13 protein-coding genes and 2 pseudogenes are annotated in these 17149 nt (G+C 58.8%); 3 read left to right on the top strand and 12 right to left on the bottom strand.

What is annotated here, in order from left to right:
* A pseudogene (locus tag HJB83_RS30740) lies at window positions 1-203 on the top strand (IS110 family transposase); the annotation flags it as partial.
* 316 nt (window positions 204-519) lie between these two features.
* On the opposite strand, the gene HJB83_RS30735 reads toward HJB83_RS30740, so the two are convergent.
* Window positions 520-1179 (bottom strand): hypothetical protein, encoded by a 660-nt coding sequence (locus HJB83_RS30735; protein WP_221116748.1) that lies wholly within the window; start codon window positions 1177-1179, stop codon window positions 520-522.
* A gap of 205 nt (window positions 1180-1384) precedes the next feature.
* On the opposite strand from HJB83_RS30735, the pseudogene HJB83_RS34810 reads away from it, so the two are divergent.
* Window positions 1385-1510 (top strand): annotated as a pseudogene (locus HJB83_RS34810) (hypothetical protein); the annotation flags it as partial.
* Window positions 1511-1874: 364 nt separating this feature from the next.
* Here HJB83_RS34810 and HJB83_RS30725 read toward each other — a convergent pair.
* Together HJB83_RS30725 and HJB83_RS30720 are read right to left on the bottom strand one after the other, a co-directional pair.
* Complete coding sequence (locus tag HJB83_RS30725; protein ID WP_221133148.1) at window positions 1875-4388, bottom strand: CoA transferase; 2514 nt, start codon at window positions 4386-4388, stop codon at window positions 1875-1877.
* Window positions 4389-4416: 28 nt separating this feature from the next.
* Window positions 4417-6108, bottom strand: coding sequence for a GMC family oxidoreductase (locus HJB83_RS30720; protein WP_221133147.1), 1692 nt, complete (start codon window positions 6106-6108; stop codon window positions 4417-4419).
* A 155-nt stretch (window positions 6109-6263) separates the two neighbouring features.
* Between HJB83_RS30720 and HJB83_RS30715 the strand changes: the two genes are divergently transcribed.
* Window positions 6264-7199, top strand: coding sequence for a LysR family transcriptional regulator (locus HJB83_RS30715; protein WP_221133146.1), 936 nt, complete (start codon window positions 6264-6266; stop codon window positions 7197-7199).
* A 334-nt stretch (window positions 7200-7533) separates the two neighbouring features.
* Here the strand turns inward: HJB83_RS30715 and HJB83_RS30705 are convergent, their stop codons facing one another.
* From HJB83_RS30705 to HJB83_RS30665, 9 genes are all read right to left on the bottom strand, one after another.
* Window positions 7534-7959: a pyridoxamine 5'-phosphate oxidase family protein gene (locus tag HJB83_RS30705; protein WP_221133145.1), complete on the bottom strand. Its 426-nt coding sequence runs from the start codon at window positions 7957-7959 to the stop codon at window positions 7534-7536.
* A gap of 175 nt (window positions 7960-8134) precedes the next feature.
* Complete coding sequence (locus tag HJB83_RS30700) at window positions 8135-8473, bottom strand: slr1659 superfamily regulator (protein ID WP_207580962.1); 339 nt, start codon at window positions 8471-8473, stop codon at window positions 8135-8137.
* Window positions 8474-8480: 7 nt separating this feature from the next.
* A complete protein-coding gene (locus HJB83_RS30695; RefSeq protein WP_207580961.1) occupies window positions 8481-9041 on the bottom strand; it encodes a slr1658 superfamily regulator in 561 nt (186 codons plus the stop codon).
* 3 nt (window positions 9042-9044) lie between these two features.
* Window positions 9045-11408 (bottom strand): SpoIIE family protein phosphatase, encoded by a 2364-nt coding sequence (locus tag HJB83_RS30690; RefSeq protein ID WP_207580960.1) that lies wholly within the window; start codon window positions 11406-11408, stop codon window positions 9045-9047.
* Window positions 11405-12577 carry a methyltransferase domain-containing protein gene (locus HJB83_RS30685; RefSeq protein ID WP_221133144.1) on the bottom strand — a complete coding sequence of 391 codons (1173 nt, stop codon included), beginning with the start codon at window positions 12575-12577 and terminating at the stop codon, window positions 11405-11407. The genes HJB83_RS30690 and HJB83_RS30685 overlap by 4 nt, the downstream gene beginning before the upstream one ends.
* Window positions 12574-13080, bottom strand: coding sequence for a hypothetical protein (locus HJB83_RS30680; RefSeq protein ID WP_207584336.1), 507 nt, complete (start codon window positions 13078-13080; stop codon window positions 12574-12576). The genes HJB83_RS30685 and HJB83_RS30680 overlap by 4 nt, the downstream gene beginning before the upstream one ends.
* Window positions 13081-13157: 77 nt before the next feature.
* Window positions 13158-14810 (bottom strand): bifunctional diguanylate cyclase/phosphodiesterase, encoded by a 1653-nt coding sequence (locus tag HJB83_RS30675; RefSeq protein WP_207580958.1) that lies wholly within the window; start codon window positions 14808-14810, stop codon window positions 13158-13160.
* Between the two features lie 145 nt (window positions 14811-14955).
* Window positions 14956-15843, bottom strand: coding sequence for a sugar phosphate isomerase/epimerase (locus tag HJB83_RS30670; protein WP_207580957.1), 888 nt, complete (start codon window positions 15841-15843; stop codon window positions 14956-14958).
* A complete protein-coding gene (locus tag HJB83_RS30665; RefSeq protein ID WP_221133143.1) occupies window positions 15840-17045 on the bottom strand; it encodes an NAD(P)/FAD-dependent oxidoreductase in 1206 nt (401 codons plus the stop codon). The genes HJB83_RS30670 and HJB83_RS30665 overlap by 4 nt, the downstream gene beginning before the upstream one ends.
* Window positions 17046-17149 lie beyond the last annotated feature (104 nt).

Below are 17149 nucleotides of genomic sequence, written 5' to 3'. Positions count from 1 at the left end.
GCGGCGGCCGCGGCAAGGTGCGGGCTGTGCTGTTCATGGCCGCCCTCGTCGCCAGTCGGTACAACCCCGACCTCAAGGCCTTCCGCGACCGTCTGGTCGCGGCCGGCAAGCCCAAGATCGTCGCAACCGTCGCAACTATGCGCAAGCTGCTCACCATCCTCAATGCCATCATCAGGGACGGACGACCATGGCAAAACGCTTGACAAATAAGACAGTCGCTCTCCCCGTAAACGGGGCGAGGGGACGTGCCCCGCGAGAGGTGGGAGGGGAACTGAGAGGCCCCTTCGCCCCGTTTACGGGGGTCCGAAGGGACGGGTCGAGACGCGTGGCTCGACCCCGGTCGGTGGCGGCAGCCGGATGAGGGGCAGCCCTCGCGGAGGTCTCAGACCGTGTTCTACACCCGAAATTGCTCAAAAAAATAGAGCATTTCCGCTACTTAGACAAAGACGGAAATGCTCTCGTAGTTTAGTGCGGAGCGCCACCACTGGGCGCTTCGCACCGCCTGCACCTCACTAGCGGCTATTCATCGAGAGTCGCCGGAGCGGCGTTCTCAAGCGAGGTGCGGATTTGATCGATCTTTCCATTCGCGTCGCCAACACCGAGAATGGTCTTGGCTTCGTCCAGAACGGCGGGGCTGACCTGACCGGTTTTCGTTGCCGAAGCCAATGCATCCTCGAGCGCCTCATCCCCCAACAAAGGGTCATCGGCTGCGGGCTCGATTCCATTGTCGAGTTCATACTGGGCATAAGCCACGGCATAGGCCGAAATGGCAGTCATGCGTGGGTCCGATGTGTGCATCAACGCCCTGTAGTTCCGCTTCAAGGAGTTAAGGCCTGCAAGCTGCGCCGACAGGTTCTTTTCTTTGGTGCTGGTTTTAGTCTCGCCTGCTTTCGCGGACTTGGACTTGCCCGCCGCCTCGCCAGATTTGCCTCTCACGCCTTGAGAGTTGGAGTTGCCGTGGGTCGAACCGCTGCCTTGGTTGCCGCTGCCATGGCTGCCGCTGTTTCCATTGCCGCCGCCATGACCGCCGCCATTGCCTCCGCCATTTCCACCACCATTGCCGCCGCCGTTTCCGCCGTCCTTTGCCAGTGCGGCCGAGTCGAGCCCGGCAATCGTTAACGGGCTTGCTGCAAGCGCCAGCGAAAGCACGGCCAGGGACGCTAAGGTTGCTATCCGCATCGTTGTTCTCCGTATCAGACCGTCAGGAGCCGTGCAGGGCACGACGTGAGCAGATATGAAAGATTAGACGGTGATCGCGCATCGCACATCGGACCGAGGTCCAGTGCATAGCCCCGGCTATGGTCCTACACGGCCTGAATTGCTTAACGTTTCGTTTCTTTGCTGTCCTGGCCGCTATAGTCTGTAGGGACATCGCCAATGGCCCGATGAGATCAAGGCAAGGACTGCCTCGGGGGGCCTGCGTCCGGGCGTGACGGTGCAAGATGTGGCTGATCGCTACGGCCTGAAGCCGAACCACCACCTGTCATCGTGGCGAACGCTGGCGTGCTAGCGGCCATCGTCGCGGCCAATCTGGTGGTTCGAAACGAGGATCGAGAGGGAAAGGAGGTATGTGCTACACCGTACCCGATGTTGTCGGCCCACGTTGTCTTCTGTCGCTTGATCTTTGATCGACATTCCATGGACGAGTGACAAGGAGTTTCTCCATGAGACTACGTTGGAGGTTCTAACGACGCGGCGGAGCCGACGTGAGGTGCATCGCCAATGGCCGGATGAGGTCAAGGCGCGGATTGTGTCAGAGCTTGCGACCGGGGCAACCCAAGGAGAATAGGGGATGGGATGAACCATCAACGTATGCGGTTAGGCCCGCCAATGGAACGCGTGTCAGCCATCGGCAGTTGAGACTTCCGACGCGTTTAGCTCGGCAGGTATTCATGGCTCCATGAGACGCTGGCCGATCCCGACGTGATCAACATCTCTATCTCGCTTTCGCTGTAGCCCACCTCCGACAATACCTTTGCCGTCGACGCTCCGTATTTTTCGGCGGGAGCCAACGAAGTTACCGTCGCCTGCGTCGACCTCACGGCGAGCGGATCAAGTTGTGTCACTGTGTGACCGCTGGGATGATCGGGGAAGATCGAGAACGAATAACTGCCGCGGTCCGTCCCCGGCGTGCCGTCGGCAACGCGCGCACTGCGGCTCCGGATGCTCTCGATATTATCGCAGAGCGATACGCCGATGCCAGCGGCGATAAGGCGCTGATGCCAGGTTTCGGCGGGTCGGGTGGCGAACGCATCGGTCAGATAAGTCTCACGGTCGCCTGGAGCCAGCAGAGGCAAGCGCGTCAATCCCTGTACGCCCGAGAACCCGGGGAGGTCGTCTTCAGTTGCGGCCAAGAGAATCGAGCCGCCATCCTGCGTCTCGTAGACCCGCGCGAGCGCATTGAACCCTCTCGTCGCGCGTCCTGAAGGCTCGTCGAACGGCCTGCGGCCCTCATAGTCATAGCAGAATGGAATCTGCGCCAAACCCGTCAGTGCTGAAAGCGAAGTCCTGGGACGTCCGATGACGCCGGTTCTTGACTTCTGGTAGAGCGCTGCGGCCACGCCGAGCGCTGCACCAAAGCCGCACATGACATCGATCGTGCCGACATGAGCGTGTTCCTCGGGCGTCTGCATCGAACCGCCGAACCGCAGCATGATGCCGGTTGCTGCCTGCACTAGGTCGTCATAGCCGAGATAGTTGGTGCGCGGTCCGGTGCGGACGCCGCCGAAGCAATCGAGCTGGCAGAAGATCGCCTGTGGATTGAGGGCCTTCAAGCCCTCAACGTCGAGGCCCATGGCGTTGACCTGCCGGTCGGTCGCGTTCCAGACGACGACGTCTACGGACTTCACCAGCTTTTCGAAAGCGACCCGTCCATCAGGCGAGCTGATATTCAGCAGTGCGGATTGTTTGCCGCGCATATGCGACATGCCGAAGATCACCGTGTTCCAGCAGTCGTAGAGTGGCTTGGCCGGATCGATCTTGATGACCTCCGCGCCGAAGCGGGCGAGATAGGCGACAGAATGCGGTCCGGCGATGACGTTGCAAAGATCGAGGACTTTGACGCCATCCAGCCATCCGCCAGCAGGACCTACTGCCGGCAAAGGCAATTCTGGGGCCTTTATCGTCCGCAGTTTTGCCAATGCGTCGGCAACGCTTCCCCAGGCGCGCGGCGCTGGGCTGAGCATGGCCTCGGCGCTTTCCTGCAGCCAGGCCATCGGTCCCGGCTGGGTCATGCTGCCAAGAACGGGGTCTTCGACCTCGATCATCAGTCCCGCCGCCTTGGCATGGTCGTCGGCGATCCATTCCTGCAGCCATCGCTGCGGCGCACCGGGGAACAGGCCCTCACCGAACACGCGCTCCCATTCGGCTGAAGTCTTTGTCAGGAAGATTTGCTTCATTCGGCCGGCGATCTTGTCGGCCCAGAATTTTGGCAATGGATAGACACCGAGCGAGACGTCGGATGACCATGCGGCGACGGGGAGATAGGTATCCTCTTCCTCGCGAAGTCCTTCCTCGACCAGTTCGTCATAGATGCCAAGCGTCTGCAGGCAGCGCTTGGCGTGGTTCTTGTGGCTCGGGCAAACGACGTAGAACATCCGGCCATCGCTGCACAGGAAGCTGCGATAGAACGGATCGAGGAATTCCTGAAGGTCGTCATAGGACATGTCCATCGGCAGGCCTTCGGTGCGGCGGCGCTCGATCTCCTGTTCGCGCTGGGTCTGGTAGCGCACAGGGTAATCGTCGATCTTGATCGAATTATAGGACAGGCCCTCCATGACTGCGGCGGCGAGCGGAACCTCGATGTGATCGCCATGGCCGGTCTTCTCGCGCGACTGCAGGGCAAAGACCGCGGCGGAAGCCGCCAGCATGGTGCCGTAGGCGGATGCCAGCGGCAGGGGCGAAAAGGACGGATTGATACCCATCAGTACTCGGTTCAGGCCCATGTCGGTGAATACGCCGGAAGAAGCGGCAATGACGGTCTCAAAGGCCCGCCAGTCGCGGCGCAACCGATCGTTCGAAGCAAAGCCGGGGATCGAGACGCTGATCATTTCCGGCCGGGCCGCGCGCAACGCTTCGAAGTCGATGCCGAGCCGGGCCAAGACGCCCGGCCGGAAATTCTCGATGACGATGTCGGCCTCGGCGACCAACGCATTGGCCTCTTCCGCTCCAGCCTTGGTCTTCAGGTCGATCGCCACGATCAGCTTGTTGCGGTTGAGGATCGCGTTGGCCGGATTGTCCCAGAGCGGACCCGATGGTGGATCGATATGCACGACGGTCGCACCGAGATCGCCAAGGATCATGGCAACGGCCGGGCCGGCGATATACTGGCCGAAGTCAACGACCCGAACGCCCGAGAGCGGCAATGCGGAACGCGAAATCGATGTCATTGTGTGATCCTCCGAAATGCTCTTGTTCTTAGGCGCGCTTTTGCGCGTCGCTGATGATCCAGCCGGCTGCCTTCTCGGCGATCATCATCGTCGGGGCGCTGGTATTTCCGCTGGTGATGGTCGGCATCACGCTGGCATCGACGACCCTGAGGCCATCGATACCCCGGACGCGCAGCCGGCTGTCGACCACGGCCATATTATCGTCATCGCGGCCCATTCTCGCGGTCCCGACGGGATGAAAGATGGTGTTGGCAATGTCGCCGGCCAGCTTTGCCAGATCGCCATCGCTCTGGAATTCGACCCCCGGCTTCCACTCGACAGGCTGGTATCTCGCAAGCGCCGGCTGGCTGACGATCGACCTGATCTGGCGGATACTGTCTGCGGCGATCCTGCGGTCCTCATCCGTGCTCAGATAGTTCGGCGCGATCGCAGCCACTTCACCACGGCGATTGGAACGGACCTGAACACTGCCGCGACTTGAAGGATTGAGATTGCAGACACTTGCCGTGAACGCCGGAACCGCATGCAAGGGTTCGCCGAAGGCGTCGAGGCTGAGCGGCTGAACGTGATATTCGAGATTGGCATGCCCTCGGCCGGGGTCGGAGCGCGTGAAAGCCCCGAGTTGTGAGGGCGACATGCTCATTGGTCCGCTGCGCTTGATGGCATATTCCAGACCGATCCTGGCCTTGCCGATCAGGCTGTTTGCCAGCGTGTTCAGCGTCTTTACGTCACTGACCTTGAACACGGCGCGGATTTGCAGGTGGTCCTGCAGGTTCTGGCCGACGCCGGGGAGATCGTGTTTGACTTCGATGTCTGCCGCCTTCAGCACTTCCGCCGGACCGATGCCTGACAACTGCATGATCTGCGGCGTGCCGATAGCCCCGGCCGAGAGGATGACTTCGCGCTCGGCCCGAACGGACATGCGTTGGTTCCGGCGATAGAGAGATAGGCCGACGCAACGTTTGCGCCCATCGGGAGCCGTCTCGACGATCAGCTTGTCGACTTCGGCTTCTGTCCAGATCGACAGGTTGCGGCGATTGCGGATCGGGCGAAGAAAAGCCTTCGACGTATTCCAGCGCCATCCGGATTTCTGGTTGACCTCGAAATAGCCGACGCCTTCATTGTCGCCGCTGTTGAAGTCGGACGAACGTGGGATGCCAGCCTGCACCGCTGCGTCGGCGAAGGATTCGAGGATGTCCCATCTGAGACGTTGCTTCTCGATCCGCCATTCGCCACCATGGCCATGCATGTCGGAAAATCGGCTATTGTCACCCGTGACAGGATCAGCACCTCCATCGAGGCGGTAATGGTCCTCGTGCGCCTTGAAATCCGGCAGCGATTTTTCCCAGGACCATTCGCTGTCACCCGTTTGAGCGGCCCAGCTATCATAATCGCGCGACTGGCCGCGCATGTAGATCATGCCGTTGATCGACGAGCAGCCCCCGAGCGTTTTGCCGCGCGGATAACGCAGGGAACGCCCGTTGAGGCCGGCTTCCGGTTCGGTCTTGTAGAGCCAATCGGTGCGCGGATTGCCGATGCAATAGAGATAGCCGACGGGGATGTGAATCCAGGGGTAGTTGTCCTTCTTCCCTGCCTCGATGAGCAGCACGCGCTTGGAAAGGTCGCGGCTCAGCCGATTGGCCAGCAGGCACCCGGCCGAGCCAGCGCCGACGATGATGTAATCGTAGATGTGTGCATCTGTCGGGGAGCCGGTGGTCATCACGCCAGCGTCCCCGCAGAGCCGAATGGAACGGCGCTCAAATTATAAGCTGGATCATATTCCTTGGACATGATCATCCTCCTGGCAGCATATAAACGTTGTCCAAAGGCACAATCCAATGATAAATGCGACAATCAATTATAAGAGAATTTTATATGGCGGATCATCTGGACCTGAGGCTGCTGCGCGCATTCGTCACTGTTGCCCGGGAAGGCAACGTCACCCGCGCCGCGGAGCTTCTGCATCTCACACAGCCGGCGATTAGCCTCCAGTTGAAGCGCCTTGCTGACGATGTCGGGCTGACGTTATTCCGGCGAACGGCGAGCGGGCTCGAACTGACACGCGATGGCGCGTTGCTCGCCACCAAAGGGGAGCAGGTTATCGCCTCGGTCATGGAGTTCAGCCAGACCGCCAGGCACCTCACGGCGCAACTTCGCGGCAAGCTCAGGATCGGCACGATCATCGATCCGGAATTTACCCGTCTTGGTGCATTCCTGCAGGCATTGGTCGAAAGCGGCCCGGGAATTGAAACCGAGCTTCGCCAGGGAATGAGTGGAGAAGTGGCGATCGGTTTGAAACGCAACGAGCTGGATGTCGGGTTTTTCCTTGGTGATCTCGATGACTACGGATCAAGCACCCAGGTCCAGGATGCGGCGTCTGACGCGCAGTTCTTCATCCGTCCAATTTCGCATCTGACCTATCGTGTCGTGGCACCGCCGGCCTTTGCCAGCCTCGTCGCAGGGAAGGACTGGAAGGAGCTTGCCGAACTGCCGTGGATCGGCACGCCGCCGGCATCGGTTCACCACCGACTGCTGGCCAAGAAGCTCGGCAGCCTCAATCTCAAGCAGAATGTCGTCGCGCTAGTTGACCAGGAGACTTCGATGCTGGCCATGGTGCGAACGGGCCTGGGTCTCAGCTTGTGCCGCGAATCCATCGCCCTCGATGAGCGACAGACCAACGGCCTGGTCATTGCCGACAGGGTCGAGCTGCAGACCACTTTGGGCTTCGCATGCCTGCTCCCGCGTCGTTCCGACCCGAACGTCGCGCTCGCATTCGATATGATGGATCGCCTCTGGCGGAGTGACCTGTAGCTGCCGTTGGAGAGAGCCCTAAGTTCGCAATTGGCGCAAACCCGCCGTCCCCCTGGGGGGGGCAACCTTCGAAATAACAAAGCATGTGGTCAAGGTGCGAGCACGACAGCGCCTATGCTACTCCCAATGAGCGGAGGATTGGGCGTGGATGCCACCTCTTCCTCCCTCGGCTCAATTCACGCCAAGCGCAAATCGAGAAGCGGATGCAGCTTTTTGAGATTCGGGCCGGACATTCGGCTGGCCTATTATTGGGCACACGCGTCGCAAACTGGTGATCACCCGCACGGGACTTGCGCCGATTGCGGAGCAAGGGGTGAAGAGGATCGGTCAGCCTTCAGAAGTGAACCTCGATAACCTCTGGAGGTTCTTTAGTGAAATCCGAATATCGTATCCAACGAGGGTTGACCCTAAATATCACAGCACCCTTCTCGACAAATTCTCTCTCAACTGGAACGCTTTTAAGATGCGCTTCCTGGTATCTCTCAATATCGGAAGCGGAAACCTTCATGGCATCGCCCTCATACTGAACCGAAATATTGTCGTCCCAGCCGACGACGAGTGCGACGCTGCTCTGCTCCGAAATATTTGCAAATTTGCGAGTGTGTTCAAAGGTATCGAACACGATTTCAAGGTTGTCCCGAACGGAAAAGTCGATGGCCGCAGCTTCAGGCGTGCCATTTCGATGAGATGTCGCGATCACAGCCAACGAGTGCTTCCTCAGGAATTCGAGAATCATTCGTTTGGATTGAATGTCGTCCATCGCTTCATCCTCGTGGATGGCTGGGAGAGTTACCGGCAGGATGCGAATACGCGCTCCCCTCCCAACGCAGCGGGACACAGCAATGGAGGGTGTCAAGGTCAGCGTCAACCATGCGGCGATCTGGAAGGTGCCGGCTAAACACCGTTTACGGTGATTAGCCTTCGCCGAAGGAGGATCATGCCAATCGCAAATCGAGAAGCGGATGCAGCTTTTTGAGATTCGGCAGGGATTTCGCTTGCCAAGGATATTGGTGGGTGCCTTTGACGACGAGCAGCAGGTCGCCCATCTTTCTAGCTTCAATGGTCAACTTGGCCAGGAGATTTATGCCGGAGGAATTGAGGAACTCGAGACCGGTCAGGTTGAAAGTCACCTGTTTGTGCCCCTCGTGGAGCAGGCCTGTTATCAATGAGTAGATGGGCGCATAGGCGTCCGGTCCTGCCAGCCGAAATACCCCATCGAAATACACTTCGTTTTGTTCCGCCCATACGCGGAAGTTTTCGTCGCTGATTTCCATTCTTCGCTCACGGATTGGAGGAGGGCGGCATCGCCACGGCTGCAGTCGTCGTCAGTATGATACGCTCACCTTCACTTTCTTCGAATGCCCATGCCATTTTTGCGTCGTAATCGCTCAGAAGTGTGAGTAACCCCAAGCCGGAACCGCTTGCTGTTGATATGGCGTTGGTTTCGATTTGCTCAAGAAGAAGTTCTCCGGGGTCCCTCGATTGGAGGCGATGCAATAGCTGCTGAAAGCGAGAGGATGTCACGCCATCGATCGTGTTCTGCACCCTTATCAAAAATGATCCGTCGAATATGCCGGCTTCAATAAGGATCTCACCAGGCTGTCGAAACTTCACGGCGTTTTCGATCAGTTCGTTGCTGAGGTATCCGATGTCGTGATGCGCCTGCACGTAGCCCTTCTTCGAGCCCGAATACCGCAGAGCCATAACCTCCGCTATGAAGTCCGACGTCATTCCGGAGTGTTTCCATCCAAGCTGAAGGGGGCCATCCGTTAAGGTCAGGCGCGTGCCCGAATCCAGACTTATGCCGGCCAAGGATTCGCTGCCGTATACCGTTGGCCTCATGTCTCACCTATGCCGCACTGCGAGTAGCGTGATGTCGTCGTAAATCTTCTGCGATCCGATAAAGAGCATGAGTGTCGCGACAATTTCAGAAACGACTTTCTCAGCGCTCAGATCCTTCAAGCGAACTGCTTCGCGGCACAGGCGTTCGATGCCAAACAGTTCTCCGGCGTCATTTTCGGCTTCTGTGACGCCGTCCGTATGCAGGAGAATGAGATCGCCTTTTTCGAACGCGATTTCACGGGTTTTGATGAAGGCGGAGATATCGGCTTCCAGCCCGATCGGTATGCCCAGATCCATGGTGTCGATGCGCTCAACCTCGCCGTTCGCCCGAACGACGACAACTTCCTCGTGTTGTCCCGATAGGATCATCTCTTTTCCGTCGTAGTCAAGAAACGCCAGAGTGAGGTGCTTGTCGATTTTCGTCCTGACGATATTTTTAAACAGGGCGCTGTTCAGATCCGTGAGAAATTTCACTGCATCGGTGTTTCCGGCTTCCTGCAGGGCGCGGGCGACGGACTGAACCATCAACATCAATACGCCGCTTTCCAGCCCGTGTCCGGTAACGTCGCCGATGCCGATCTTCAACCGACCTCCGTTCTTCAATACGTCGTAATAATCGCCGCCGACTTCTTCCGCCGGCCTCATATAGGCTGCGATCTCGAGCGCCTGAAACTCCTCGAGCTCCTGATCCAGCGGAAGCACCATGAGCTGAATCCGCTCGGCGACGGCGAGTTCCGTGCCAAGACGTCTGTTTTCTCTCTGGAGCTGTGCGTTCAACGTCGAAATCTCTTCCTTTGCGTCTTCGATTTGCGCGGTTCGCTCTTCGACGAGCTGCTCGAGATTTTCGGTGTGATAGCTGATCTCTTCGGCCATCCGATTGAATGCTTCGCCGGCTTCGCCGACCTCATCCTTGCTTGTTATTGCGACCCTGACGGAATAGTCCTTCGCCTGAATCCGCTTGGCGGCACCGGCAAGCGCGCTGATTCCGCCGGTTATTCGTTTCGAGGCCGCAAATACCGCGATCGTCACGATCAGCAGTGACATCAGGATTGCCAGAATTTGGTAGAGCACGATCCGGTTTGTCGCGTCGGAAATTTTGGCCTGGGCGGCATAGAGCGAGGCATCGATTTCCCGCTCGGGCACAACCACGCCAAGCAGCATCGCTTCTTGCCGAACCGGGCCGCTGACCCAGAGATTGGTCGCAGGCAGTTTCTTGACGATAACGATATAGGGCACCTCGTTGCCGTCCTGCTGCAACAGCAAATGCTGGATGCCCTGTTCGCGGTCAAGCGCCAGTTTGGCGATCGCAGGCTGGGCGCTGCCCTTCAGCGAGCGCTCCAGGCCGGTCACCCCGGTTCCGCTCGCATCGCTGGCGGACCGCAGACCGAGAGTTTTTTCGCCCGTGCTGTTGATCGCGACGACATTGCCGTCGGACATGGCGAGAAAGCCAAAGCCGGATTGGGCCACTTTGACATTTTCAACCGTCTGCGCCAGCTGGTCGAGTGTGATGTCGGCGCCGGCCGTCCCGGCGACATCCTTCCTGTCGGCTGTCCAGAGTGGATGAAAGAAACTGACGATCAGCTTTCCGGTGATGGCGTCCGTATAGGGCGCGGTCTGGGTGATGTCGGCCGCGACCGGCCGCGTCTTCATATCCTTGGCCCAGCCCTGCCAGGACTCGTAAAGGCCGGGAAAAAAGAAGTCCCAGAAATTCGCCTCGTTGTGACCCGGATAGAGCCGGTCGAAGGTCTGAGCCTGGTCGGTATAGGGCGCCGTTCTGAAAATCGGTCGTTCTTTCGATCCGATGTAATACATCTGCAGTTTCGAAGCACCGTGCTGCAGCAAGCTCGGCGCTACAAGATCCAGAACCGCGCTCGCCTGGATATCGGTCTCAACGTCGGGTCTCGGCTTCTGGTCTTGTCCAAGCAAGTAGCCCCAGACGCTGACGACGGAGACTGAGCCCGGCGCGTTTTGAGACCACTTCCCCGTCTGATCGTAAGAGAGGCTGACGCTGCCGGGAGATGTGCGCGCGATTGCCGCGCCGACGTCCGAATTGCGCGCGGGATCGTCGATCTGCGCCTGGAGCACACCTGCGAGCGTGCTGACGTCGCTATGAACCTGGCGCAGCAGCAAACTCACCTGTGCTGCAGTCGAATCGGCATATGTGCGGATATATTCCTGGCTTGCAGCTTCAAGACCCTGGCCGACCTCGAGCGTTGCGTCACGCGATAGCCTCTGAACGTTCCAAAGCGCCAGTCCACCGCTGACCAGCAGGTCAAAGAGCACAGCCCCACCGACAACCAGGATGAACTTTGCTCGAAACGAGCCCAGTCTTATCGGTCCTTTCGACAATGATTTGCCGTCCATCATAACGGCTTTCGGCCGGAAGCCGCCCAAATCGGCCAGCCTGCATAACCCTTGGGGTGAAGGGCAGCAAAGACGTGATCTTTGAATCCTTGCCGGAACCTGCGAATGAAATCCAACGAGTCGCCCCGTCGAACCGCCATCTCACCGGCGTAGACATTTTCCCAGGCTTCGATGATGTCTGCGAAGTCCTGCGGATCCCCGTCAAGATTCGTGACCATGAAGTTATCGACCTTGATGGTGTCGAAGCCGGCGTCGGCGAGAAGATGACGGCTTTTCGGCCCCATCTCGACATCCATATCGAAGTGCCTGAACAGTTTGGCGACTTCTTCGTAAGTCCATTTTATCGTTTCCGCATGGGGCTCGCCCAGGCAATGCGAATTTTTTTCGTTGGTGATGTAGACGCGGCCGCCGGGCTTGCAGATACGGTAAAGCTCCCGCAGCAGCATCTCGGGACGGTTGAAAATCTGGAGCGAATGTCGGCAGGTCACAAAGTCGAATTGATTATCGCGAAGGAGCATTTGGGACGCGTCACCATAGGTGTACTCTATCCCCTGCAGATCGAAGTCGGCAGCGACCCTGCGTGCATATTCGAGGCTTCGTACGGAATGATCCAGCGCGACAAGGCGTGCCGGTTTGAATTCCCGTTGAACCAAGGCGGCGAAATCGCCAATTCCGCAACAGATATCCGCGATGACAAGGCCGCTGCGCAGACCGTGGCGAGGCAGGAGTTCGCGCTCGTGCCTCCATGTCATTTTCGTCTGGGTGCGGAGAATGGGAATGAAAGTCTCATCCTCGACAAAGCTCTGGCCTGGATAAAATGACGAATCGTAGACTTCAACCGACAGGTTTGGTTGTGATGCCGCCAACGTCTGGAACAACGAAGTCGACCAGGCCACCACGCTGGACGTGATGATGACAATCTTCCGTTCCGGCTTGGTCCGGCAGCTTGCGGTCAGTATATCGGACAGAGCGACGAAGGCCGTCATGTTGATGTGCGTCAGACGTTTGACATTCAGGTAAACGACGCCGCTGTATTTTTCCAAACTTTGCCGCACCAGCTTGAGGGCATCGGCAATCTCGGTTGCACTTTCGGGCCGCATCTTGCCAGACAGCAACAGCTCCTGATTTGTCGGATCGAAACGGACGGTGAAGGGGTGAGCAAGCAGGTTCATTGAAAGTCCTCGGCCGAAGGGAAATCCGCGATGATCTGGATCCCGTGGGCGCCATCTTTCTCAATTCGGATAGCGGCGCGGAATAGGGTTGCCAAATCTCTAAGCAAAATCGTCCCATCGGACTTCATGACCAAGTCGGCCCCGGCGCCTGGGAGAGACTGGCGTTCGCCTGATCTCGCACCCGCCTGCTCACGGCCAGATGCTTCCTCGCAGGCAAACGCAATTCTCAGCCGATTGAACGTCGCGCCCCGATAGAGACGGAAACTTATCCTTCCCGGCTCACCTGTCGAACGGAAAGCAAGTTCAATGAGCTCGTTGGCCGCGACGGAAAGAAAATTCGAATATCGAGCGGGATCGCTGTGACCTTGGCCGAGAATGTCTGAGAGATATTCGGTAATCCTGTCGCAAAACTGCCACTTGGATTTGAACATCGCAACGTTCAGTTCCAGCGATACCATCGGCGCCAATGCCGGGTCATCGAAACCTGATGCTTCCTCTTCCAATACAGCCTCCATCAGCTTGCCTGGAGCCTCGGGTTGATGCATGCCCTCTCAAAACACGGCGAAAAATCGGTTTCCTGCTATGGCAGCGCGTGGCTTACGGATGTTTCCATGCGGGTGATGAACTCACTGATCGCCTCGACCGGAAGCGGCCTGCTCACCAGATAGCCTTGAAGCCTGTCGCAGCCCACACTGTCCAACCATTCCGCCTGACCTGGGGTCTCGACCCCTTCGGCCGTCACCTGCATGTCGAGACCATGTGCGAGGTTCACGATGCAGCGGACGATCGTCTGGCTTTTCGGATCGCTTTCCAGATCGGTGATAAAGTACTTGTCGATTTTGATGGTGTCGAAAGGGAATGTCTTCAGATAGCTCAAGGAGGAATATTCTGTCCCGAAATCATCCAGCGAGATCCGTATCCCCAGCACGTTGAGAGTGTTCAGCGTGTCGATATTGTTGACGGTCCGCTCAAGCAGGACGCTTTCAGTTATCTCAAGTTCCAGACGCTCGGGCGGGAATCCGACCAGGTCGAGCGTCTGGGATATCCGGTCGGTGAGGCCGCTGGTCAGGAATTCAGCTGCGGACACATTGACGGCGACGACGTAGTTCTCTGGCCAGTTCATCGCCTCGCGGCATGCCTGCTCCAAAACCCATGCACCTATATCAGGCATCATTCCATCAGCCTCGGCCATCGGAATAAATGCCGCAGGTGGAATTTTTCCAAGCAGTGGATGGTGCCATCTCAGCAATGCTTCGAAGCCGACAACGCAGCCGCCCTCGGCGATGGGTTGATATTCGACAAAGAATTGCTGTTGGATCAAGGCCATGCGCAGGCTGCGGCGCAGCAGTTCGCGTTGTTCCAGCGACTCAAGCATTGAGGCATCAAACGCGGCTGCTCGACCGCGCCCCTCTTTTTTCGCGGCATAGAGTGCAAGGTCGGACGCCTTCATAAGCTGCTCTGGATTTGTCCCGTCCGGCGGAGCTGTGGATATGCCGATGCTGGTGCCGACAAAGACCGCGATGCCATCTATCGTGAAGGGTTTCTTGAATGCGGCAACCAAGACTTCTGCTAGCCGGTGCGCTTTGGCCGGCTGTCCCGAGCCCATGGAAATGACGGTGAATTCGTCACCAGCCAGTCGATAGGCTCTGTCATCACCGGTCAGGCAGTCTTGAATACGCCTTGCAGCAAATTGGAGAAGCTTGTCGCCCGCCGGATGCCCAAGCGTGTCGTTCACGGGCTTGAAATCGTCAAGGTCGAGCTGCATCAGGGATAGTGTCTCGTTCGAGCCTGCGGTCTCCCGCAGCAATTCGGTGAGGTCCTCACTGAATTGGCGTCGGTTCGGCAGTCCCGTAAGCGGATCGTGGGTCGCCAGATGCAAAAGGGTTGCGCGCTCGTCGTCGGCGAGTTCCTCCGACCGGACCACGGCAAACAGATCGCCGATCCGATAGATCGTCAGCCCGTGCGACCCAGACCTGCCAAGATCGCCCGATACCCGCAAAGGCTTGCCGCTGTCATCCAATGAGCGGAAAGCAAGCGTAATCGCCGATTTGTCCAGCTCTGGAAAATGCTCCCAAAGTGACGCTGCCGGCTTGACAGAAGCAGGCAGCTCATTGCCCAGCAAATTCTCGATGGGATTGAAATCGCGGTCAAAGAACAAAAGCCGGTCGATTGAACTCGAAGCTTCTGGCTGTGTTTGTCCGAGGGCCGGGCTGGCCGCACGAATTTTCCGCATCTCCAAGCCTCTCCCAGCGAATGTCCTTAACCAGATATCGTAGCAAATTAACTGTCTCACAACTTGTGCACGTCAAGATTTACATTAGGCATATCTGATTCACAATCCCAAACCTTCGCCAACACGCTTACCGTGTGAGTTCACACTACACTGATCCAGCAGGTGGATTTCCATGATTGGAAGGCCGATGTATGGGGGACCAGGCAGTGGCAGCCCACAGCCCACGCACCATCTGCCGAAGCGCCAGGGCCTCCGCCCATCGGTCCGTCTGGTCGTTGCCGCTTCTGCCCGTGATCGCATAGGGTTTGGGGCCCAACTCACAGATAAAGACCAGCTCGGCGTCATCGGCGGCGCGTGATCGCCAGTTACGAAAACCGTACTCCCACCACTCGAGGAAGAGATCGACCCAGGGCCGGTGATGCGGGAAGGAGATTTCGATCTGCACCTGCTCGCTCGAGGCGACCCGGCCGTGAAATGCATGGGCATTCTGCAGGATGCGTCGGATGAGAGCGTGGTTCTCCTCGTCGACCGGAAAGGCGAATTCGCGGCTGACCAGGAAATGCGACAGGTCGGCCAGCAGCGGCAGTTCGGGTCGCTGATCCAGCAAATCCAGCGTAAAGAACAGGTCCGCGGTCATCCTGTCGCGATGGGTTTCGATGAACACGGGAATGCCGGCATCTTCAGCGAGCCGCATCCAGCCATCGAGAAGCGGCAGGCAGGCATCGATGCGGCGCGGGCGGATATCGGGTTGCAGGTTGATGTGACTGACCGGAAACTCCGCGGCCAGTTCCAGCGGCAGACGTAGATCCTCGACACTGCGAGGAAAGCAAACGCCCTCGATCTTTAAGCCGGTGCCCCGAATGGACTCGTTCAGGCGCACGACATCCCGGCGGTTGGTGTAATGTGCGCTGATGCCGTCGAAGCCCGCCTCGGAGATCATCGCGATGTTGTCGTCGAGTGTGCGCTCGAACCCATCGGTGTGCCGGCGCTCCATGGCCCAGAGCGACTGGAAGATCAGCAGCCTCTGCATCACGCCGCCCGTGCGCTTTTCAGAAGCGCTTTGAGGTTCACACCGGGGTCGGCCAGTTCCGGGAGGCTGGGGCTGATAGCTGCGGCAATCAACATCTCGGCGAGCTTGATGTCCCTGGCCAGGCCATTGCCGATGCCAAGGCCGGCGGCTGCCACTAGGCGGCCAGCGTCCAGATAGAATTCGAGCTCGCCATCCGCAGCCGAACGCAGGACGGTCTGATGGGTGGGCTGCGGCATCCCCACCACCTGGAGGCCAAGATCGTATTGGTCGGACCAGAACCAGGGGAGGGCGCTAAAGGTCTCGGTGACTCCGGCCATGTTTCGCGCCGCGGTTTCGGCCTGCGTCCTGGCGTTCCGCCAGCTTTCATAGCGAAAATGTCCGCCGCCGGCTTGGGCCACGGCCGCGCAATCGCCGGCCGCGAAAACGTTCGGCGCGCTGGTGCGAAGACAGGTATCCGTCAGGATCCCGTTGCCTGTGGCCAGTCCCGCTGCTTCCGCCAAAGCGATGTCCGGCAGGACGCCGATGGCGCCGACGACAAGATCGGCGTGCACTAGGCTGCCATCGGTCAGGGTGACGCCGTCGTCGCTGATCGCCGCCACGCTCCGGTCGAGGTGAAAGCGCACACCTTCGGCAGCATGTCTGGCGTGCAGCTTTTCGGCAAAACGTGTGGGGACGGCGCGGCCCAAAGGTCTCGGTGCGGCTTCGATCACGCTGACCGCGACGTCCTTTCTGCGAAGGACCGATGCGAGTTCCATCCCGATCAGACCGGCGCCGATGATCGCCACGTTGCCGCCCGGCGCTACACGAGAGAAGATCGCTTCGGCGTCGGCGTGGGTGCGGAAGTCGAGCGCACGCGCTGCACCTTGACATGTGAGCCGTCTCGGCCGCGCGCCGGTGGCCAGAAGCAGCTTTTCGTAACGCAGTTCCCGCCCGTCGCTCAAGCGCACCGTTCCGGCGCCGGTATCGAGCGTCGAAGCCGACAAGCCCTTGAGATAGGTTATGCCGGCCGCTTCCAGTGCGTCTGCCGCGCAGATCAGCTTCATCTGCACCGCACCGTTGCCGGTCTTCGACAAAGGCGGCCGTTCATAGGGCAGGTGCGGCTCGGCTCCGATCAGCGTGACGGATCCGCAATAGCCTGCTTCGCGCAGGGCAAAGGCCGCCCGGGTGCCGGATTCGCCCGCACCGATGATGACGATACCGTCCATGTTTTCTCCATAGAAAGAGCGGCTGCGCTCGTGAGGAGACGCCGGCCGCACAGGATTAGCCGCATCAGATTTTGATTCATGCGACACGCTTTAGGCCTTGGTTT

This window comes from Rhizobium sp. NZLR11, from assembly GCF_019685115.1.
Lineage (GTDB): Bacteria > Pseudomonadota > Alphaproteobacteria > Rhizobiales > Rhizobiaceae > Rhizobium.
This window is presented reverse-complemented; position numbering and strand designations above follow the sequence as displayed.

What these genes read in the sequence shown, in the direction of transcription:
- HJB83_RS30735 (WP_221116748.1), bottom strand. Translation starts at nt 1,179, where the DNA reads ATGCGGATAGCAACCTTAGCGTCCCTGGCCGTGCTTTCGCTGGCGCTT.
- HJB83_RS30725 (WP_221133148.1), bottom strand. Translation starts at nt 4,388, where the DNA reads ATGACATCGATTTCGCGTTCCGCATTGCCGCTCTCGGGCGTTCGGGTC.
- HJB83_RS30720 (WP_221133147.1), bottom strand. Translation starts at nt 6,108, where the DNA reads ATGACCACCGGCTCCCCGACAGATGCACACATCTACGATTACATCATC.
- HJB83_RS30715 (WP_221133146.1), top strand. Translation starts at nt 6,264, where the DNA reads ATGGCGGATCATCTGGACCTGAGGCTGCTGCGCGCATTCGTCACTGTT.
- HJB83_RS30705 (WP_221133145.1), bottom strand. Translation starts at nt 7,959, where the DNA reads ATGGACGACATTCAATCCAAACGAATGATTCTCGAATTCCTGAGGAAG.
- HJB83_RS30700 (WP_207580962.1), bottom strand. Translation starts at nt 8,473, where the DNA reads ATGGAAATCAGCGACGAAAACTTCCGCGTATGGGCGGAACAAAACGAA.
- HJB83_RS30695 (WP_207580961.1), bottom strand. Translation starts at nt 9,041, where the DNA reads ATGAGGCCAACGGTATACGGCAGCGAATCCTTGGCCGGCATAAGTCTG.
- HJB83_RS30690 (WP_207580960.1), bottom strand. Translation starts at nt 11,408, where the DNA reads ATGATGGACGGCAAATCATTGTCGAAAGGACCGATAAGACTGGGCTCG.
- HJB83_RS30685 (WP_221133144.1), bottom strand. Translation starts at nt 12,577, where the DNA reads ATGAACCTGCTTGCTCACCCCTTCACCGTCCGTTTCGATCCGACAAAT.
- HJB83_RS30675 (WP_207580958.1), bottom strand. Translation starts at nt 14,810, where the DNA reads ATGCGGAAAATTCGTGCGGCCAGCCCGGCCCTCGGACAAACACAGCCA.
- HJB83_RS30665 (WP_221133143.1), bottom strand. Translation starts at nt 17,045, where the DNA reads ATGGACGGTATCGTCATCATCGGTGCGGGCGAATCCGGCACCCGGGCG.